Genomic DNA, 19981 nt, shown 5'->3' with positions numbered 1-19981 from the left:
TCCTGTGTGTAGATCTAACCTAAATAATTTTGTATCTGCAGCTCTTCGTCTGCCCTTAGTTCGATCACTTCTACCCTATTTTTTCCATTGGATTTTGCTTTTAAAAGTGCGTTGTCGATGCGGGATACAAACTGATCTATGTTATCCAGCATATCATATTCACCTACACCTAAACTAACCGTAATCCTATCATTTTCTATTGCAAAGTCATTCATCTCTATTGCCATTCTTACTTTTTCGGCAATTTCGTAGGCACCTTTAATGGATTCTCCCGGCAGTAAGATAATAAATTCTTCTCCGCCCCATCTAAAGATTTTATCGCCTTCCCTTACGGCCCGTTTAGCGACGGCTGTAATTTCTCGCAGTATGCGATCTCCCGTTTTGTGTCCATAGGTATCATTGATACGCTTAAAAAAGTCAATGTCAAACATAATAATAGAAAAAGGGGTATCATGCTTTGCGTTGTCCTCAATGAACAAATTCACAAAATGCTCAAACTTTCTCCGATTATATGCACCGGTTAACAGATCAAAGGTGGCTAATTCATCCAACCGTTGATTGGCACTTTTAAGCTCTTCAATATATCTTTTAAGTTCATTTTCATACGCTTTTTTTTCCGAGATATCCCTTGTTACACCAATATAGCCGATCAGTTCGCTGTTATCCGTGATAGGTTTTACAGAAACTTCAACCCAAATAATCTTCCCGTCCTTACAAATAAACTCCACATCATATAGAATAACTTTTTTTAAGCTGTCCTTATTGCCAACCCGTTGTTTCCATCTCTCCATTACATGCTGTTTTGATTCTGGAGTCAAAAAATCCAGCATACATCGTCCGATTAGCTCTTTCGCTTCATATCCTGATGTTTCTTTTGCCGCCATACTCACGAAAGTAAAGATAAAGTTGGCATTCATTTCCCAAATAATATCTTTTATATTTTCTATCATATATTTGTAGCGAATATATTCTTTTGAAATACGCATATCAGTCTTCCCTCTATATAACTATCGCCGACAAGTTTTTAACTGGCTTACAGAGATCCTATCAAAAGCAACCATTTCGTTAAACCATAAAATATATCTTAGTATTTCATTATATAACTTATAGGGGGTTTTGGAAAACGTTTTAACAAAAAAATTTTTATCCTCTTTTCTCCAAATTAGTCTGCTATTTATATATATCCGAAAACTCGATATTAATTTTTTCAATGTAGCCCTTAGAGAGTGCTTCCCCGTATATCGGTGTTTCTTGCTCTTGATGAACCAATCTGCAAGGCAGCAGTATAACAAATTCCGAACCTCGGTTAATCCTGCTTTTTACAGATATCGTGCCCCCGTGCAATTCCACTAAATCTTTCACGAGGGAAAGTCCTATACCGCTTCCTTCATGATCTCTGGTAAAGGATTTATCCACTTGTATAAACCTCTTAAATATGACGTCCAGCTTCTCTTTCGGAATTCCCCGTCCTGTATCTTTTACTCGGATACAAAGCTTATTTCTTTTGGATTCTATCATCACTTTAATCACCCCTCCGGCAGGAGTAAATTTCACAGCATTTGAAAGCAGATTTAAAATAATCCGTTCTATTTTTTCCGGATCACAGGCCATTATTCTTTCTTCTACTTCGGTGTCAAAGATCAGAGAGATTCCCTTATCCTCAATGTAATCCGCTACAGATATCGTGATATTTTCAATCAAGTTTACCATATTGACATTCACTTCATTTACATTGAAATAGCCCGAATCTATTTTCGTGATATCAATTAAATTGTTAATTAAACGTAAAAGCCTATAGCAATTTTGCTGCATGATATACCCATATTTATAGCACTCTTTTGCATTGTTTTGACAGTGGCCGTCTTTTTGTTTATACATGTGAATCTGCAATGCAGAAAAAATGACATTGATCGGAGTCCGAAGTTCATGAGAAATATTCGAAAAAAATTCCGTTTTGATTTTATCGTACTCCTTGGAGAGATTCATTTGTCTTTCACTTTCCTTTAACGCTTTTTCTGTAGTGATTCGTTGCGTAATTTCTTGTTCCAGCGCCACATTAGTCTCTTTCAGCTTCGATATAGTCTCCTCCAACTGCATCGTACGCTCTTTCACCTTGTTTTCAAGCTCCTCATATAAAAAGGCATTTTCGATGGAAATGGCAGCCTGAGAGGCTATCACTTTCAATACATCGATATTATTTTTTGTAAAGGCTCCGGATAGTATACTGTTTTCTAAATACACGATCCCTTTTAAAATATTTTGTTGTAAAATAGGTAAACACATGGCAGATTGAATATTATTTTTTTCAAAATAAGGTTCATAGGCAAATTGGCTTCTAGCAATGCTATCAATAATCAGCACGTCTTTTGTTCTTGCAACATAATTAATCATAGAAACAGGCAATGTTTTTTTGGAATCTGTATCTCCAATGGTTATTTCTTGATGATCAATAATAAGTTCCAAATTATTATTTACGCTTCCTGAAACGAATAACAGAAATCTGTTTTCATCCTTTAAAAAAATATGTCCTTTCGTACTGCCTGAATTTTGCATCATGATTTCCATTAATTTTTCCAATAGCTTTTTTGTCTCCATCTCACTGAAAATAGTCTGTGATACATGTATGATAGCATTCAAATCGATCGTATCTAACGTATTGTATTCGGTTGGCAAGTAATGATAGTTTTTGTTAGGGAACAGCATCTCCTTATAGATTTCTTTCATATAGGCTGCTTTGCCCGCGGCTCCCCAATCCAGGAAGCTTACATAGGCCTCTTTGATATAATAACTTGCGGTCCTTTTTATCCCCAGCTTCAAATAGCGTTGTCCGATCAGTTCACATATGAACGCATAGTGATAAGGCCGCTTATTTTTTTCAGCTCCTGCCATAGCGATTTCATACAACACAAAGGCCTCATCATATTTTCCTTCCGCTGCCTTTATTTCAGCCTGCACTAAGTCATAAAGGTGTTGAAAATTAAACGGGGCATCCTTTGCTCTTTGACACAGCCATTCTTGATTTTCTTTCAATGTTTTTTGCATGCTTTGTCTTTCCTCTGCATTTTCTGTCTCCTCGAGATTTTTGCAAATAGCGATAGAGCTCAAAAAAGAATGGAGTGCCATTATGTAATACGGTGTGACATACGATAGATAAGGGTCCGCTTTTTTTACAAGTATATATGCACTTTTGAAATCACTAAATAGGACCGCCGAAAGAGATCGGTAAATATAGTAGACAGCTAAGGCCATTCCATTATGTTCAATATCAGTCAAATACTTTTCTTCCTGAAATATTTCATCATTAAAGCTGCCATAAGTAAGCGTTTCTCCCCTCAAAGCTCTCACTAATTGGTAAAATACGGCAAACGCCTCCTGTGCATAGAAATTACCCGTTTTCTTTACAAAGGCAGAAGCCTCCTCTATTTCGGTCTGCATCTCAAAAATGGATTTGCAGCATTCCAATATTGCTGATTGAGAAGTAAAAAAACTATATCCGGATAATTCAAATTCACCATTTTCCAAATTGCCTCTAAAGGCTTTATGCGCATAATAAATACTGGTTTCTAAAGGTTCGAACCATTGACAACTTAAGATACTATACACATGATACGTTCGATGCAATTCTTTGGTAAATCCCTTTTTCTCTAAAAGTGCGATTGCCGTTTTGGAAGCTTTGTACCCTGAATAAAAATCATTTTTCCATGCAACCAATACTGCTGTTATAGAGGATAGCAGTTCCAAACACCAGTTGGTAAGGCCTTTTTCGAACATTAGATTCGCATTCGTAAGCGAGGCCCAATGGGAGCATGAAGAATCAAAAAATGAACCGACTATGGTGATTCTATTTAAAAGCTTTGCAACGGCAATATCTTTTTCATCGCAGAGTATTTCATTTTCTTCAAGCCTTTCAAGTCCTCCATTGCATACATGCGAATAGTAGTTCTCGACCTCTTTTGCAATGGCCTCTGCTAATCTGTTTTGAGGATAATGTATTCCAAGCTTTCCGAGAAGATCTATACCGAGCAAGAAAGCCTCTCTATGCTGATTTCTTTTTGAAAGACTCATTAATTGTATGCAACAAGCGTTTACCAGCTCAATAGGATCCTCGGTTATATTTTCTATTATCGAATACACTTTATCCATCCGCTCAAAATCCGCTAAGTTGAACAAAACTAGATGATATTCCGAATAAATGGACTGCATGAATGACTTTTCTCTTTTCAAATCCTCCGGCACAATGTCCATTACCAGTTCCAAATACTGTCTTGCGGCATCAAAAGCAGAAGTCAGCCTTGCAATTTTTGCTGCATAGACAAAGAGGTTTATTACTTTCACCGTATCTTCCTTATTGATGCAATCCAATACTTTGGTATAAAGCTCTGCTACTAAAAATATTTCCGAAGAGTTTCTTAATCCTTCTATTTTTTCATAATAATTGATAATGTTTAAATAGATTTTCTTTTTCTGCTCTTCTGTTAACGTAAAATAGGCTGCCTGTCGAAATTTGTCATGGCAAAATAAGAGTTCTACCTTTTGAATACGCAAGCCATTTTTCTCCAGTATATAAATCATCTCATTAGCTATGGCCGGTTCTAAAGCTTGATTTATATTTTTTATGCTTTTTCCTGAAATCGCTGATAAGATTCTCCTATCAAATCGGTTTCCGACACAAGCGGCAATCAGCATTAACTCTTTTGTGGCGTTTGGAAGTGTTTTCATTTTTTCAATTAGGAAGGTCACTACATTATCCGAAGTTTTGCTGTTTTTTATGTCGCTTTCTTTCCAAATCCACCTTTTTTCAGATACATTATAAGTCAGCAGGTTTTCTTCGTTACAATATTTCAGAAACTCAATAATATAGAACGGATTTCCCAGCGTCTTTTCATGAATGATCTTTGCTAGCTCATAAACCTCTTTCCCTTGGCACTTCAACACATTGCCTATCATTTCAGCAACTGCACAAACATTCAAATTCTCTAAGTGTAAAAGCTCTACTCTTCCTTTGTCTTTTCTTACCCTTTTTATGCTTTTTATGAGAGGGTGCGTTACATCTACCTCATTCTCTCTATACGTACAGATGAATAATAACCCCGTTATGCTATTATCAAAAAGGATATTCTCAAAAAGCTCTAAAGAAGCAGCATCTACCCATTGAAGGTCATCTATAAAAAATACAATCGGTCGCTTTTGTGAAGAAATGGCCCGTAATAGATTTTGGAGAACCAGATTAAATTTCATTTGCATTTCAGCAGCAAATTCCTCCGTTACCCGCGGCTGCTCTCCTATAATTAATTCTAATTTTGGAATAACATCAATAAGTAATGCACCGCTTTTCCCAATAGCATCTAGGATACTCTCCTTCCACTTTTTTACCTCCTCCTCTGAATCCGATAGAATGTACGTACAAAATTGGTTCAGCGCAGTAAATAAGGCATAGTAAGGGATATTTTTATTATATTGATCGCATTTACCGGAAAGAAAAATTCCATGTTCTTTCATGATCGGTTTATGAAGTTCATTGACCAGTGCTGTTTTTCCAATCCCAGAATAGCCGCCGACAAAAACAAACTCTGCATTCCCCTTGGTTGCCTTCTCAAAGCTATTCATCAATATCCTCAGTTCAGGATCTCGTCCATATAGCTTTTTAGGAATTTCAAATTTATCCAGTTGATCGTTCTTCCCCAATTCAAAATTTTCTATTGTCCCCTTTTCCTCCAATTGATGCAGGCACTCTTGGATGTCAGATTCGATCCCAAGAGCACTTTTATATCGATCTTCCGGCATTTTTTCCATAAGCTTCGATATGATTTGAGATACGGGGAACGGAATATTTGGATTAACCTGATGAGCCGGCAGCGGATTCTTTGCCATATGAAAATAAGCCATATCGGCAGCCTCAAGAGAGGCAAAGGGGAGCTTTGAACAGGCTAATTCATATAATGTAATTCCTAAAGAATAAAAATCTGTTCGATAATCGATTGGTCGATTCATTCTTCCGGTTTGCTCCGGTGAAATATAAAATAAGTTATCATAGAATATACGCGGATTTAAGGCTTCTACACTTTCAAAAGAGAACTCTGATGAGTTTTCAAAGCCAAACAGCTTTATCTTTTTTTCATCAGAATTGTAAAGGATATTAAACGGATTAATGCTTTTATGTATGACGTGATTGCTATGAATATAATGAATGCATTTTGTTATTTTGAGTGCAATTTCTAGAAACTCTTTTAATTCAAGCCGATGCCGATTAATATATTGAGACAGAGGAATTCCCCCAAAATCCTCTAGCATCACGGAACACCTATTTTCAAACTCAAAAAATTCATAGACTTTCACCAAGCAATTGTTTTCGAGCTTTTTCAGCAGATCATATTTTGATTTGATCTTAAAACTGTTGATCGGATTATTGAATTCTGTGTTCAATGATTTAATTAAAACAGTTCGATTTTCTTGTGGAAGTAATACTTTATAAACTGTTGTGTACTGGGAACTATAAATTACATCTAATACTTCATATTCTGCAGCTATTTCTACCATTAGATTTCCTGATTTTAAAAAATCAGGGAACTCACATCCTTTCTATTTTAAATAACACGCTCTTATCTCTTTCACCCCAAATCAAATTATAAGCAATTTGCCGAAATTTTTCCACTTATGTCATATAAATAATAAGAATTATTTATTTTACAGGTATTAAGTTTCATAAAAAACTGAAATAAAAGTAATATATGAGTTCTGCTTCGATCAAAAATAGTGCTAAATAGGGATTAAGTCGTTAGAATCAACTTGACAAACCAGGTCTATAAGAATAGACTTATCATATTAAGTCTATTCTTATAGACCCAAAAGGAGAAGATAAGATGCTAGAAGAATTAAAGCTTTGTGAAAGTGATTACCGTTTTGCCTGTATTATTTGGGAGCGTGAACCGCTTGGTTCGGGAGAACTTGTCAAACTTTGCGCGCAACACCTCGGATGGAAAAAATCTACCACGTACACGGTGCTGAAAAAATTATGTGCGCGAGGTTTCTTTAAAAATGACAACTCTTTAGTGACCTCCCTTATCAAACAGGAGCAAGTACAAAGATATGAAAGTGAGAAATTCATTGAAAGAACATTCGGGGGCTCCTTGCCTCATTTTATCACAGCCTTTATGAATGAAAAAACCTTGAGTCCGAAAGAAGCAGAAGAATTGAAAAAACTGATCGATCAGTATAAGGAGGGTTAAGATGGAGCGATTACTGGAGAATTTGTTTCTTGATGTATTAAACATGAGTATTACGGCAAGCTACATCATCCCCTTTGTGATTCTGATACGTTTATTTCTGAAAAAAGTTCCTAAAATTTATTCGTATTCTTTATGGAGTGTCGTACTGTTTCGCCTTATCTGTCCGGTTTCTTTTTCTTCAAATCTCAATATAATGCAATTTTTCGGACAATCCGAAAACACAGAATACATCCCTTCTACTATTGGTTTGATGGCAAAACCGCAGGTTGACACCGGTATCAAGGCTGTCGATGCATCTATTAATGCTTCGCTTCCGGCGCCGATCCCTTATGCCAGTGCAAACCCGATGCAAATCATTCAATTTATTCTTACCTGTGCCTGGTTGATCGGGGTGGCTGTTCTGCTTCTTTACGGCATCGTATCTTTTATTAAGCTGAACAAAAAAGTTTTTACCTCTGTACGAATTCAAGACAATATTTATGAGTCAACAGCTATTGCTTCACCTTTTGTTCTGGGATACTTTCGTCCTAAAATTTATTTGCCTACAGGAACCACGGAAGCGGAGCAGAACTATATCATCCAACATGAGCAAACCCATATCAAACGATGGGATCCTCTCATAAAACTGATTGCCTTTTTAGCCCTTTGCCTCCACTGGTTTAATCCGCTTGTTTGGGTTAGTTTCGTACTGATGACAAAGGATATGGAAATGTCCTGCGATGAAAGCGTTGTCAAAAAACTTGGCACCGATATCAAAAAAGAGTACAGCTCGACCCTGTTATCGTTGGCGATGAAACCGACTCGAATAAACATGATTCCACTTGCATTTGGGGAAAGCAATGTAAAGGCACGGATCAAGAATATACTAAATTATAGAAAGCCTAAACTGTGGGTAGGAATTATCATTGCTGCCGTTTGTATCGGAGTACTGATTGCAGGAGCTTCCAATCCAATAGATCATACGTCTTCTTCCATTGAAGATACTGCACTCACTAAACAGCTATATGATAATAGAACAGCGTATGTTGGCAATTCAAGTAAGGTTATCACATTAATTGATGCCTTGCCTCTGCCTGACGGAATTTCTCGAGGAGAGATAATCCTAAATACCGATACCCCTCCTTACGGTATATCCATTCATTATGCGACCTCGGAAGATTCTGTCATTCCTAATGAAGTGAACTTTTTTAGAAATTCTGCGCTCTTATTCGCAACCATCGACAATGCTGACACAATAACTCATATCGGACATTGGGGAGGTCAGGCACTGGCAGCACTATCCTCCAGTAAGTTTATTTATAGCTATACCCGTACAGAAATAGAAAACGTGCTGGGTTTAGATTTGAAGGAATACGGTCAAAGTACCGGCAAACTTGCAGCGCTTACCGCCATTTTAAACCAAACAAATTTATCAGAAGTTTCAACTGTACCTCTGCTCACTGAGCCAGTCTGGTCTGCCGAGCAGAGCGTCGGTGCAGATATGGCTTCGTTGGATTACGCATCAGATCATACCATCATTTTTCACGGCTATTTCGGTCTTTATATCTACGATTTAGATTCACAGAGAATGATCCGAAGTTTGGATTTAAAAGTCCTCGGCTGTGATGCTACACAGGGTGATAATTATTGTGAAGTTTCTGTAAGCAGGGATGGAGATACCATACAATTGCACCCTATGAGCAGTGCAAAGATGTTTATCTACACAGTTTCCGATAACCGGCTGATTGAAGCGGCTTATAAAGAATTGAAGGATTCCTTCCAGGCTCAGCTCGTTCCGATAGAGACTGTCCTTCATTCTAAATTTGGGAATTATAGCGTTCAAGCGGTTGTCTTTGATACGGGGGAATACGGATTTCTTCATACCTCTGACTGGACGCTAGGCACTCTTTCGTATGTACGGGATGACATGACGTATGCCTTGTTCCAAAATCAATAATCCATCTCTATCTCTCCTTCAAGTGCCTTCATTCTAGTCTTGTAATCAGGCAGAATGCTGCCGACCTTACGCCAGAACGATCGGTCATGATTCATATGATGGATATGGCAAAGCTCATGAACGACAATATAGTCAATGAACTCCATCGGCAAGGTGCATATCAGATAATTGTAGGTAATCTCTTTTTTCGTATTGCAGCTGCCCCATCGATTGCTGATTTTATCTATTTTGATGGACTTTGGTTCCGCCTTCAGCAATTCTTGATAAAATTTCGTCCGTTCTTTCGTAATCTGCTTACTGCTGCTTATATAAAATTTGACCACCGCATCTAATATTTCCTGTTCGGACAGTCTGTTCACATCCAGGATTTCTTCCAGCGGTTTTAGTCCGCCCAGATATTTAATATATTTTTTCTTTATTTCGTTCAATTCTTTCTCCCATAACTTCTGCTTATTCATCTCAAAAAATTGATATATCCCCAAGATATTTTCTACATAATAACATAAAAGACTGCCTGTCGGGCAGTCTCTTTTTCTCTTGTATTCACTTTATTTATGCTACCTTTTTTCAGCCTCCGCCTATCGGCTCGGAATCTCCGTATACACCAGGGACAAGACTGTTTCCGTCTTTATCTTTCTTTGGGCTTTCGTTCGGCTGACTGTTAATTTCGTTTATAGCTTCCCGCTTTTCTTTATTTTTTCCCATTTTTTCATCTCCTTTCATACTAATAGTTGTCCATAATAGTATGAGAATAGTTGATGAGTTCTATACTTTATCTCATTTCTTTAGGCAAATTCCTGCACCCAGTCTGCACTTGATTCCATGCTCTCCTCGATAAGAACAGAAAAGTTCCAGATTGCAGCAAGTGCAGTAATCACTCACTTGAATGCTTTTCACACCGGACTCTAAAAGCTGTCGTTTGTTGATTCCTTTTAAGTCCAGAAAATATTTTTCTCCTCTTTTTTCCGAAAATTCATCGATCCAATCCCACTTTTCCAAAAACTGCTCATAGACCTCCGGACCTGTTTCAAAGCAGCACTGGCTGATGCCCGGGCTGACAAAAGCAATGATGTCCTCCGGTTTACATCCATACTCTTCTTCCATTGTCCGGACGGCGTTCACTCCGATTCCTTGCACTGTACCCCGCCATCCGGCATGAACTAACCCGATGGCTTTTTTATTTTTATCATAAAAGAAAACCGCCAGGCAGTCTGCATGAACAGTGGTCAGTAAAATATTAGGTTGATTTGTAACAAGCCCATCCGTTTCAGGGATACGAATCGGTTCATTATGCTCTGCTTTCCCTTTTATCACTTCAACATGGGCTCCATGTACCTGCTTCGGCCAAATCAATTGGCAATTTTCCAAAGCCAACTCTTCCAATACCTTTTTATTGTAATACGGGCTTTGAGGGCTGGATCCCGCCCTTGTTGAAAAAAAAGCCGTTATTCCCTCTTCCTTTTCAAATACCGGTAAATAGTATTTATTCAACATATCACCTTTCCTTTTCCTTCATTTTTTCTATATTGTCTAAAAGTCAAACCATATGTTTTAATTTTCTTTTACTATTGTGACATTCGCTTGATTAGGTGTATAACCTCTTGTTTTGTACATACTAATACTATTTAAATACGTATATCAAAGGAGGTTCACTATGACATTCCCAATTTCGTTTCCCCCTCAGCATCAAGATCAACATCCCGGTTTTGAGTATGCAATGCTTCCATTGCCGGTCTATGACGATGACCGTTTTGTTGCAAAGGGTAATTTACTTCACAATAAAGTAGCTCTTATAACCGGCGGTGACAGTGGCATTGGCAGAGCCGTAGCGATTGCTTTCGCTAAGCAGGGTGCCCATATCGCTATTGCCTATTATAATGAACACAAAGATGCAGACACTGTACGAGAGATGATCGAATCGCTTGGTAAAAAATGTTTGCTTATCCCGACCGATTTAACGGTGAAATCAGAATGTGAAAGCGTTGTTTCTAAAGTCATTCACCACTTTAATAAATTGGATATATTGGTGAATAACGCAGCGGTTCAATACGAGACTCAAAAACTTGAATTTATTTCTGAAAACCAATTTGACAAAACCTTTAAAACGAACGTTTATGGCACCTTCTACATGACTCAGGCAGCCTTACCGCATCTTCAGTCAGGCGCCAGCATTATCAATACAACCTCTGTCGTAGCATTTCACGGTAATGAAACCTTGATTGATTATTCCATGACAAAAGGAGCACTGGTAGCATTCACACGATCTCTGGCTACGTCCCTTGCCAAATCGAAATCAGGCATACGAGTCAATGCCGTAGCACCGGGACCCATTTGGACACCTTTGATCCCTTCTTCCTTTAGCGAAGAAAAGGTCGCTCAGTTCGGCGCTGACACGCCGATGGGCCGGGCCGGGCAGCCTGTAGAATGCTCCGGTGCCTATGTTTTCCTGGCTTCCGATGCGGCCTCTTATATTACAGGCCAAACCATCCATATAAACGGTGGTGAAATTGTTAATGCATAATGTCTATATTTTGAGATATTTTATACTAGTATAGCACTATGCTAAAAATATAGTATAATAAATTGTGCTATATTACAACTTTTATGTCTATGACTGACCTAAGACCGTTGTAGCTTTTCCTGCGGTCTTTTTCATGAAGGAGTTTTTTCAAGATGCATTACATCGTATTTGATTTAGAATTTAATCAAGATTTTTCTTCCTCTCATTCATTCAGTAAAGAAAAAAAACAATGCCCCTTTGAGATCATTCAAATCGGTGCGGTCAAATTAGATCAATATTTTAATACTATTACAACTTTTAACCGCTATGTAAAGCCTACCCTTTATTCTGTAGTGAAGCCCTATATAACAGATTTGACCGGCATCACAACAGAACAGCTTTTATCAGAAAAACCGTTTCCTCAAGTATTCAATGACTATGTGGATTTTATCGGGAAAGAGGATTCTGTTTTATGCGTATGGGGAATGGCTGATATAAAAGAACTATTCAGAAATGTGGAATTTCACAAACTGGATAAACAATGTTTATCCGAAAGCTTCATTAACCTTCAGCCTTATGTCTCAGCCCACTTCGGTTTTTCAAAAGCCAAACAGGTAGGTCTTCAATCTGCAGTTGAGGCGCTCCAGATTTCAATGCCCTATCCATTTCATAGTGCTCTCCATGATGCCTATTACACGGCGGAAATTTTAAAAAAAATACAAAATCCTGAGATTCAACCAAAGCGATACGATCCGCATTACGTTGCCATTCGTCCTGTACGTCCTAAAAAAAATATTGATTTCGAAAAACTCCTGCAGCAATTTGAAAAAATGTACGATCGCGAATTAAGCAAAGAGGAACAAGACATGATTATACTTGCCTATAAAATGGGTAAAACACACCAGTTCTTAAAATAAAAAAGTCCTCTTCGAGGAGCTCTTAGCTCTCATTCGGTTGCATTTACGTTCATCTTTTATAAATAGGTAATTCCTTCCTATTAATTTCATAAGTTTTCCAATAGATTCTTAGCCGATATCATATTAAAATAGTAATATAAACCAAATCGTTTAATAAGAATACCGGGGGACACCTCTCAGGGAACCGTTAATTTACATAAAATTATAACATGTAAACCGACCCGAAAGGTATGCTAAGGAGGAATAGATGAACAAACGCAAAAGAATCGGACCCATTTTTTTCATTATATGTTTAACATTCGTTATCTCTCTGTTTTTAATTTACGCTTCAACAACTATTACTATAATCGATGATGATTCCAACTATAAGAAAAGTCAATCTTCTAAACCAGCAACAAATAGCGCAGTAAAAAATAAGTCGGAAAGCAGCAGTTCCATTATCGAGCAAATAACGGATGCTTTTACAGGGCAGCGAATAGCGTCACTTGATCAACAATATGGCGAAGAACAGAATGCCGTATCGAGAGGAACAAGCAGACAGAGTACATATAATAATGCAAATCAAATGGCGGAATCTATGGAACCTGCTATAGAATCAATTGTTCGAGCTGAAGCGCTTGCTTCCGCTCCAGAAGAGCCGGTAACTCCTGTCGCTCAAGCCGCTGCATTAGCAGAAGATTCATCCAATACGGAAATTCAAAACACCCAAAGTATTCCTGAAAAAGCGGACTCTCAATATGAGAAGGACTTGGACGTGCTTGCAAGGTTAATCACCGCAGAAGCACAAGGCGAACCTTATGACGCAAAAGTTGCAGTAGGTGCCGTCGTTATGAATAGAGTAGAAAGCGGTTTATGGGCTGCTACCATAAAGGATGTTATATACCAGAATATCAACGGATATTATCAATTCACTCCGGTAGCAAATGGATGGATCAATAAACCAGCGGAATCCGAATCTATCAAAGCGGCGCAGGCTGCTTTAAGCGGAGTCGATCCTACGAGCGGAGCTCAGTTCTATTATGATGATAAAGCTACCAATACTTGGATCTTATCTAAACCGATTTCCGTACAGATCGGGCATATGACGTACGCATACAATTAAACCTACTCCTTAAGCGTAAGGGATTGACTGCTTTACGCTTTTGGCATATTCTGCAGGGTGGTTGATATTTTATCCATTATGCTATAATTGATATGAATTTCGAAGGGGGTATCTCTCTTCGATGTTTCCATTTAGTTTATAAGATGCATTAGAAATCGGAGCGGTTATGAATTTATTTACCAATGTCAATATAATCACTTTAATTATAATAGGTGTCTTAGTGATGCCTTTGCTGACAGGTCTGTTTTACCCTATTTCAAGCAGCAGAGTACAGCATTCCTTGTTATCCATGTTAAATAGTATAAAGTTCATTATAGGGCTTATTCTTTCAGTCCAGCTGGCTAGAATTCTTTTTTCCGGCAAGCAGGACGGTTTTTTAGCGCCTATTTATCAGTTCACCCCTTCTATGGAAGAATTCATTGCCCGTTATCAGCATGATATTGTCGCCTACATTATCGCACTGTTTGTTTTCTTATCCGTTATTCTTTGGATCTTCGAACTTTTAACCATTCCGGTTCATAAGTTTATGATTATCCCCTTAACAGACAGGCTTTCCTCTATGTTTGGAACAATGAACAACGGGTTGAAACGAATTCTAAGTGCCGTATGGAGCCTGCCAAAATCCGTGTGCATGGTATTGATTTTTTCATTGTTGCTGAACTTTTACGCTAATTTTATCAATAATCCGTCTACAGTAGATTACATCAATCATTCCACGGCTTACCAAATGGTCAACAAAACGGTTCTCCATCCTATGCTGAGTACAGATATTGCAAAAAAACTACCGGTACTCATCAATGATTCCTTTAATAAAGCTGCGAACGATTTTACACCTTCGAATAATGGTGATGGGGAAAACACAAATTACTGGAAAGTCCCAATTATAAAATATTTTAATGGAGTCACATTAGATGAGGCGGTTAAATCAACCCCTGATATAGACCAAGCAGCCAAGCAAATCGCAGGCTCCGGGAAAAGCGATAAAGAGAAGGCTTATTTGCTCTATCAATGGATTAGCAAAAATATCCAATATGACAATAGCAAAGCTGAAATAATCGTTAAGAATCCTACCCATGTAAGCTCCGGCTCCGTTGTCACTTATGCGGAAAGAAAAGGAATCTGCTTTGATTATTCATGCCTGTATGTTTCCATGTGCCGTTCAGTAGGATTAAAAGTCCGGTTTGTAACAGGCTTAGGCTATACGGGCTATGCTTGGGGTGATCATGCTTGGAATCAAGTTTACGATTCTGAGGAAAAAGAATGGCTTAATGTGGACACCACCTTTGGCAACTCCGGTTATAATTATTTTAATAATAAAGATTTTTATGATAATCACAAATATGAAGTTGTACAATACGAATGGTAGCTTAATACTGCAAATTAGGTACTTCACCATGTTGAAAATTCTTGCAGGTTTCTCTGGCATGACATAAGGTGCAATTTCTCGAGAATTTATCGGCCCGATAAAGAATATCCGCCAATACTGTAGCCGCGCCCTTTTCCCTATGTTGGCCAATAGCCGAAAGTATTTCCTTTATCTCTAATTCAGAAAAGGCATATCTCCTGAGAATTCCTTCAGCAAGCGATTTACTTACAATAGCATGGTCCGTACCGTCTTCATATTCCACCCATCTTCCAACATCGTGAAGTATCCCCATTCCATATATAATCTCTTTATCTATATGGAGCTTCTCTTCAAGAGAAAGGATATAAGCAATTCTTGAAACATCAAGAAAATGGGCTAAATCATGATGACAGTATATCCGATCCACTTCCGCCTCTTGATTTTTATGTAAAAAATTCAAAAAATCAGGGTCATTTAGAATACCATTAATTCGTTTCATCTCTTAATCCTTTTTTATTATTCTCTCTCCATTAAAGTCACGCATGATATCCTTTATACGTTTACCAAAAATGATAAGGTCAGGGGCTATTTCATAAAGCGGAACCATTACAAAAGCTCTTTCCAGCAGCCTTGGGTGAGGTATAATAAGATCGCCTATTTCGATTTGCTCCTGCTCATATAAGAGAATGTCAATATCTATGATACGGGGACCATTTAGGATGGTCTTTATCCTCTTCATTTTCTTTTCAATGCTCTGGGTAAAATGAAGCAGTTCTTGGGGCGGTAAGTCGGTATCCCCTTCCAAAACAAGATTTAAAAACCATGGTTGTTCCTTAAATCCAACGGGCTCTGTTTCATATAGCGATGAAATATGAAGGTTCTCCACTTTTTCAGAGAGCAGCTCAATCGCCTGCTTTAAGTTATCTTCTTTGTCTCCAAGGTTCGTTCCAAGGCCTAAATAAATTTTACTCATTCCTGCCTCTCTCTCTCTATTTCAACCCCGAAATAATCAAAGATTCCTGCAACAGGAGCTTCCGGCTTTTTAACTTTAATTTTTACCTTCTCAATCAATGGATAAGAGGAAAATATCTCTGTGCATATAGTTTCGGCTAAAGCTTCTAATAAGTTAAATTTATTATGTTCAACGATACCTTTTATCGTATCATAAACCTGCGCATAGCTTACCGAAAAGTGTAAGTCATCCGTCTCTCCTGCTTTTTTTAGAGGTAAATAAAGGGCTGCATCTATAAAAAATTTTTGGCCAAGTTTTTGTTCTTCTGCTAAAACACCATGATATCCATAGAAAGCCATGTTTTCCATCATAATCTTATCCATTATTCACGCCCCCTCACAATAGCATCTGTCACCTTCACTGCACGTGCATTCGCTAATACATTGTGCACTCTCACAATATCTACACCTTGTACGATTCCTAAAACAGAGGTAGCTATTGTTCCCTCATCCCGATCTTTAGGAGGAACATCAAGTATTTTCCCAATCATGGACTTTCTGGATGCACCAAGTAGCACCGGATATCCCAGATCTTTTATCTCCTTTAATCGACTCATAACCACTAAGTTCTGCTCCGCTGTTTTTCCAAATCCCAGACCAGGATCTAAAATAATCAATTCTTCTTTTACGCCTGCTTCCTTTGCAATTCTAACAGATTCCATAAGGAACTCTTTGATCTCCTCGATCATATCTCCTTCATATTGGCTATCTTGTTTATTGTGCATTAGAACTACTGGGGTACCGTATTTTGCTGCTACTAACGCAAGTCCCTTGTCTTCTTGAAACCCCCAAATATCATTAATGATGTGGACTCCATTTTTTACTGCTTCTTCTGCCACTTCAGCTCGTATTGTATCTATTGATAAGATTGCATCCGTTTCTTCCTTAAGCCTTTTAATAACAGGAATCACTCTTCTAAGTTCTTCCTCTGCATTTATCCTTACGTGTCCCGGTCTTGAAGATTCACCGCCGATGTCAATCATATCCGCCCCTTCGCTTAACATTTTCACAGCATGCTCAACGGCCCGATCAACAGAAACGAAGTCTCCGCCATCCGAAAAAGAATCCGGCGTAAGGTTTAATATTCCCATAACGAGCGTTCTTTCTCCAAATTCAAGTTCATGACTGAGAAAGCTCATTTTCTTTTTAGATGCAATAAACTGGATACCTGTATTATACATAAATTCTCCTGCTTCTATTTGTTTATCATAGACATAACTTCTGCCCTCGCTTTTGAATCGGTTTTAAATACGCCCCGAACAGCAGAGGTTATCGTCTTTGAACCTGGCTTCTTAACTCCTCTCATGGTCATACACATGTGTTCCGCTTCAATAACAACAATCACACCATAAGGTTCTAACTTCTTCATGATGGTATCTGCAACAGTAGCGGTAATTCTTTCTTGCAGCTGAGGTCTTTTCGCAATCGTTTCTACAACCCTTGCAAGCTTGCTTAAACCGGTGAGCTTACCGTCTTTGGGAAGATATGCTACATGTGCTTTCCCAAAAAACGGTACTAAATGATGTTCACACATGGAATAAAAAGGGATGTCCTTTACTAAAACAAGTTCCTCATACTTTTCTTCTTGAAAATAGATTTCAAGATCCTTTGCCGGGTCTTCATGCAGACCTGAAAATATTTCTTCATACATTTTGGCTAATCTCTTTGGTGTATCTTGCAGACCTTCTCTGTCTGGATCCTCTCCTATCGCTAAAAGTATTTCTCTTACGGCTTTCTCTATTCTTTCCTTATCCATAAACAAATTCTCCTATCGCTATTTCACTTATTTTACAATTAACCATGCTAAGTTTTTATAGGTATTCGAATACAAGGTATCCTATCCATCCAAACGATAACCGGTTAGTTATCCCCTTAGGTTTTTATTTTTTATTATAACATGTATCTTCATCTGTAAATAGAATTTTCTAAGACTTGTACCTGTATTGTAGGCTAAAATAATGAGGCTGTCTCAAAAAAGATTACATCTTCATCTGAGACAACCCCCTTCATTAAAATCCGATATTTATTTACATGCCACTAATTCACGCGCACTGTATAAACTGCAGTATTGCCCTGTCCTGCAGGAGATTTGCTCTCCCACTCTCTGTAATACTGGAAAGTAATCGTCGTTTGCCCTGATTGGAGAGCCTTAAAATCCCAATAGTAGGTTCCGCCTGAACCCACTACACCAGAAGCCGTTGAGTCCGGTATATAGTTCTGTGAACTCAAATTCACGATACTGCTGTCCGCAATTGTGTAATGCCATTCATAGCCTGTTGAAGGATTCCCTTTCAGAACAACTCTGCCTATATTTCCAACCGACAGAATATTTTCAGTACCGGCATGTAATACAATGGGTTTTTCATATAGAAAATCATATTTCTTTGAAAATTTATCTTTCATATCAGAAAATTTAATGGCAAATTCCTGTATCCCTGCTGCATATGGGAAGTATTCATATTGCTGGAAGTAGAATACGATCGAATCATTGGATAGGTAAAATCCCGGATTGTCTCCAACCGTTTTAAATGGTGCCAACTCCACCACTGCGCCTGTTGCAATTCTCTTATCAATTTCACTTCGTATAAAGGCATTTATAAATTCGGTATATTTCGTATCTTGATTGAATAAATTACTCAGTTTCAATGCTTCTCCGGTATCTAAGTCAAAGGTATAAGAGTTTTCAACAGTCATGCCATGCGCACCGCCGGCATACTGATAATTATAGGTGATCACACTTAACAATTCGTTCTGATTGTACTTTACCCTATAGTTAAAGTCTGTTCCGACTTTCGCTCCGCCTATATACCCTGAAGCATTCAGTTCAGCCGCGTTTCTCAGTCCTTCTTTTTCGGCATCCAGTGCAGCATCTTTAAAAACTGTATTGATCTTTGCTTCTATAGCAGCATTACTCAAACCGCTAATTTGAGGATACTGCAAATTAATGCTGACATCCTCCCTTTCTACGTCTTTTTTCACGGTGCTGATGGTTATGTTATTTTCGTCAATCGAAGTTAAAATCACCTGTTTTGCTCCAGTATTATAATCGACGTTCACAGCAAAAACTTCCGAAAAAAGGCCGGACTCCATATACGCTTTCCCCTCATAGACTAAGAAATTAGCCACTTCATTATTGCGATATGCATAATAGGAATGGCCGTTATCATTAATTTTCTCGTCTGTCAGATTTAATATAATTTCATCGTTGGCTTTCGTAACCGGAATCAAGGTCGATCCATTCTCCAGTTTCCAGCCGACTTGATATCCCAAGGCCTCACATGCCGCACGAATCGGCAAATAAACAGTATCATTATTTATGTACGCATTGGAACCAATTGAAGTGCCATTTAATACAATTGCAACCTCATTTACGGGTTTCTCAGCCGCATATGCATCTACATAACACAATGAAGCCACCAAGAGCATCACTGACATCAAAATATGTTTTTTCATCTTTCTTCCCCCTTTTAAGCATTCCTATCTTATTTGACGAGTAAATGTGAAATTTGTTCCAAATGTTTCATTAACATTATATAATAAAAGTAAATGAAAGTACCTTGTTTCTCTTCTTTAATATAGGCTTTCATTAAAAGGTAAAAAAGGCATTGAGATTTTTATCTCAATGCCTTTTATGTTTATTTTTATTTGTTTTCCTGTACTCTAAATTTCACAATATCCGTGATCAGTTTCTCCGGTAAAGGTTTGCTCAACGGAAACTGGATGGAGCCTTTCGCATATTTATATTCTCCCAGTTGATCTTTGAAATTTTCTACACCGCTTGCGCCGGGATAAAACCCAATATGAGATTTATGCATCGCAAAATGAACCAGATTTCCGTTTAAATAAAAGGTAGGCATCCTCCAACTTATTTTTTCACTTGCCTGAGGTGCAGCTTCTTTTATTACCTGACGTATTTCTTGAAGTTTCATCTGTAGTTCTTCCGG

General features: G+C 38.0%; 18 protein-coding genes. 6 read left to right on the top strand and 12 right to left on the bottom strand.

The genetic code is table 11. The features are described from left to right. Positions 1-14 precede the first annotated feature (14 nt). Positions 15-986, bottom strand: coding sequence for a sensor domain-containing diguanylate cyclase (locus JYB65_RS00200; RefSeq protein WP_206580576.1), 972 nt, complete (start codon positions 984-986; stop codon positions 15-17). Between the two features lie 184 nt (positions 987-1170). Then, complete coding sequence (locus tag JYB65_RS00195) at positions 1171-6537, bottom strand: AAA family ATPase (protein WP_206580575.1); 5367 nt, start codon at positions 6535-6537, stop codon at positions 1171-1173. Between the two features lie 323 nt (positions 6538-6860). Between JYB65_RS00195 and JYB65_RS00190 the strand changes: the two genes are divergently transcribed. Further along, complete coding sequence (locus tag JYB65_RS00190) at positions 6861-7226, top strand: BlaI/MecI/CopY family transcriptional regulator (RefSeq protein ID WP_206580574.1); 366 nt, start codon at positions 6861-6863, stop codon at positions 7224-7226. 1 nt (position 7227) lies between these two features. Further along, positions 7228-9162, top strand: coding sequence for a M56 family metallopeptidase (locus JYB65_RS00185; RefSeq protein WP_206580573.1), 1935 nt, complete (start codon positions 7228-7230; stop codon positions 9160-9162). Here JYB65_RS00185 and JYB65_RS00180 read toward each other — a convergent pair. The 3 genes from JYB65_RS00180 to pgeF all read right to left on the bottom strand — a co-directional run bounded on the left by JYB65_RS00180 (position 9156) and on the right by pgeF (position 10656). After that, positions 9156-9590 carry a M48 metallopeptidase family protein gene (locus JYB65_RS00180; RefSeq protein ID WP_206580572.1) on the bottom strand — a complete coding sequence of 145 codons (435 nt, stop codon included), beginning with the start codon at positions 9588-9590 and terminating at the stop codon, positions 9156-9158. The two genes, JYB65_RS00185 and JYB65_RS00180, sit on opposite strands and share 7 nt — an antisense overlap. A gap of 139 nt (positions 9591-9729) precedes the next feature. After that, on the bottom strand, positions 9730-9867 hold the full coding sequence (locus JYB65_RS00175) for a hypothetical protein (protein WP_206580571.1): 138 nt from the start codon (positions 9865-9867) through the stop codon (positions 9730-9732). A 72-nt stretch (positions 9868-9939) separates the two neighbouring features. Continuing rightward, positions 9940-10656 (bottom strand): peptidoglycan editing factor PgeF, encoded by a 717-nt coding sequence (gene pgeF, locus JYB65_RS00170; RefSeq protein ID WP_206580570.1) that lies wholly within the window; start codon positions 10654-10656, stop codon positions 9940-9942. 160 nt (positions 10657-10816) lie between these two features. Between pgeF and JYB65_RS00165 the strand changes: the two genes are divergently transcribed. The 4 genes from JYB65_RS00165 to JYB65_RS00150 all read left to right on the top strand — a co-directional run bounded on the left by JYB65_RS00165 (position 10817) and on the right by JYB65_RS00150 (position 15047). Beyond that, positions 10817-11683, top strand: a complete 867-nt coding sequence (locus JYB65_RS00165; RefSeq protein WP_206580569.1) for an SDR family oxidoreductase — start codon at positions 10817-10819, stop codon at positions 11681-11683. Positions 11684-11835: 152 nt separating this feature from the next. Next, positions 11836-12579: a 3'-5' exonuclease gene (locus JYB65_RS00160; protein WP_206580568.1), complete on the top strand. Its 744-nt coding sequence runs from the start codon at positions 11836-11838 to the stop codon at positions 12577-12579. Positions 12580-12826: 247 nt separating this feature from the next. After that, positions 12827-13681: a cell wall hydrolase gene (locus JYB65_RS14835; RefSeq protein WP_245156545.1), complete on the top strand. Its 855-nt coding sequence runs from the start codon at positions 12827-12829 to the stop codon at positions 13679-13681. A gap of 166 nt (positions 13682-13847) precedes the next feature. Then, positions 13848-15047, top strand: a complete 1200-nt coding sequence (locus tag JYB65_RS00150; RefSeq protein WP_206580567.1) for a transglutaminase-like domain-containing protein — start codon at positions 13848-13850, stop codon at positions 15045-15047. A gap of 1 nt (position 15048) precedes the next feature. Here the strand turns inward: JYB65_RS00150 and JYB65_RS00145 are convergent, their stop codons facing one another. From JYB65_RS00145 to JYB65_RS00115, 7 genes are all read right to left on the bottom strand, one after another. Next, entirely contained in the window at positions 15049-15525 is a 477-nt protein-coding gene (locus JYB65_RS00145) for an HD domain-containing protein (protein WP_206580566.1), read from the bottom strand. A 3-nt stretch (positions 15526-15528) separates the two neighbouring features. Beyond that, positions 15529-15999 carry a 2-amino-4-hydroxy-6-hydroxymethyldihydropteridine diphosphokinase gene (gene folK, locus JYB65_RS00140; protein WP_206580565.1) on the bottom strand — a complete coding sequence of 157 codons (471 nt, stop codon included), beginning with the start codon at positions 15997-15999 and terminating at the stop codon, positions 15529-15531. Continuing rightward, a complete protein-coding gene (folB, locus tag JYB65_RS00135; protein ID WP_206580564.1) occupies positions 15996-16361 on the bottom strand; it encodes a dihydroneopterin aldolase in 366 nt (121 codons plus the stop codon). The genes folK and folB overlap by 4 nt, the downstream gene beginning before the upstream one ends. Beyond that, positions 16361-17176 carry a dihydropteroate synthase gene (folP, locus tag JYB65_RS00130; RefSeq protein ID WP_206581727.1) on the bottom strand — a complete coding sequence of 272 codons (816 nt, stop codon included), beginning with the start codon at positions 17174-17176 and terminating at the stop codon, positions 16361-16363. Before folP ends, folB begins: the two co-directional genes overlap by 1 nt. 56 nt (positions 17177-17232) lie before the next feature. Then, positions 17233-17793 (bottom strand): GTP cyclohydrolase I FolE, encoded by a 561-nt coding sequence (gene folE / locus JYB65_RS00125; protein WP_206580563.1) that lies wholly within the window; start codon positions 17791-17793, stop codon positions 17233-17235. Positions 17794-18074: 281 nt separating this feature from the next. After that, complete coding sequence (locus tag JYB65_RS00120; protein WP_206580562.1) at positions 18075-19490, bottom strand: protease inhibitor I42 family protein; 1416 nt, start codon at positions 19488-19490, stop codon at positions 18075-18077. A gap of 188 nt (positions 19491-19678) precedes the next feature. Next, a complete protein-coding gene (locus JYB65_RS00115; protein ID WP_206581726.1) occupies positions 19679-19966 on the bottom strand; it encodes an iron chaperone in 288 nt (95 codons plus the stop codon). Between the last annotated feature and the right edge of the window lie 15 nt (positions 19967-19981).

Source organism: Clostridium aminobutyricum, assembly GCF_017255415.1.
In the GTDB taxonomy this organism is placed as follows: Bacteria; Bacillota; Clostridia; order Peptostreptococcales; family Anaerovoracaceae; genus Aminipila; species Aminipila aminobutyrica.
The sequence above is the reverse complement of the archived record's forward strand: the minus strand, read 5'-3'. Positions and strand labels throughout refer to the sequence as shown.

Bases quoted from the DNA above. Each gene is read 5' to 3' on its own strand.
- JYB65_RS00200 (WP_206580576.1), bottom strand. From the start codon at position 986: ATGCGTATTTCAAAAGAATATATTCGCTACAAATATATGATAGAAAAT.
- JYB65_RS00195 (WP_206580575.1), bottom strand. From the start codon at position 6,537: ATGGTAGAAATAGCTGCAGAATATGAAGTATTAGATGTAATTTATAGT.
- JYB65_RS00190 (WP_206580574.1), top strand. From the start codon at position 6,861: ATGCTAGAAGAATTAAAGCTTTGTGAAAGTGATTACCGTTTTGCCTGT.
- JYB65_RS00185 (WP_206580573.1), top strand. From the start codon at position 7,228: ATGGAGCGATTACTGGAGAATTTGTTTCTTGATGTATTAAACATGAGT.
- JYB65_RS00175 (WP_206580571.1), bottom strand. From the start codon at position 9,867: ATGGGAAAAAATAAAGAAAAGCGGGAAGCTATAAACGAAATTAACAGT.
- pgeF (WP_206580570.1), bottom strand. From the start codon at position 10,656: ATGTTGAATAAATACTATTTACCGGTATTTGAAAAGGAAGAGGGAATA.
- JYB65_RS00165 (WP_206580569.1), top strand. From the start codon at position 10,817: ATGACATTCCCAATTTCGTTTCCCCCTCAGCATCAAGATCAACATCCC.
- JYB65_RS00160 (WP_206580568.1), top strand. From the start codon at position 11,836: ATGCATTACATCGTATTTGATTTAGAATTTAATCAAGATTTTTCTTCC.
- JYB65_RS14835 (WP_245156545.1), top strand. From the start codon at position 12,827: ATGAACAAACGCAAAAGAATCGGACCCATTTTTTTCATTATATGTTTA.
- JYB65_RS00150 (WP_206580567.1), top strand. From the start codon at position 13,848: ATGAATTTATTTACCAATGTCAATATAATCACTTTAATTATAATAGGT.
- JYB65_RS00145 (WP_206580566.1), bottom strand. From the start codon at position 15,525: ATGAAACGAATTAATGGTATTCTAAATGACCCTGATTTTTTGAATTTT.
- folK (WP_206580565.1), bottom strand. From the start codon at position 15,999: ATGAGTAAAATTTATTTAGGCCTTGGAACGAACCTTGGAGACAAAGAA.
- folB (WP_206580564.1), bottom strand. From the start codon at position 16,361: ATGGATAAGATTATGATGGAAAACATGGCTTTCTATGGATATCATGGT.
- folP (WP_206581727.1), bottom strand. From the start codon at position 17,176: ATGAGCTTTCTCAGTCATGAACTTGAATTTGGAGAAAGAACGCTCGTT.
- folE (WP_206580563.1), bottom strand. From the start codon at position 17,793: ATGGATAAGGAAAGAATAGAGAAAGCCGTAAGAGAAATACTTTTAGCG.
- JYB65_RS00120 (WP_206580562.1), bottom strand. From the start codon at position 19,490: ATGAAAAAACATATTTTGATGTCAGTGATGCTCTTGGTGGCTTCATTG.
- JYB65_RS00115 (WP_206581726.1), bottom strand. From the start codon at position 19,966: ATGAAACTTCAAGAAATACGTCAGGTAATAAAAGAAGCTGCACCTCAG.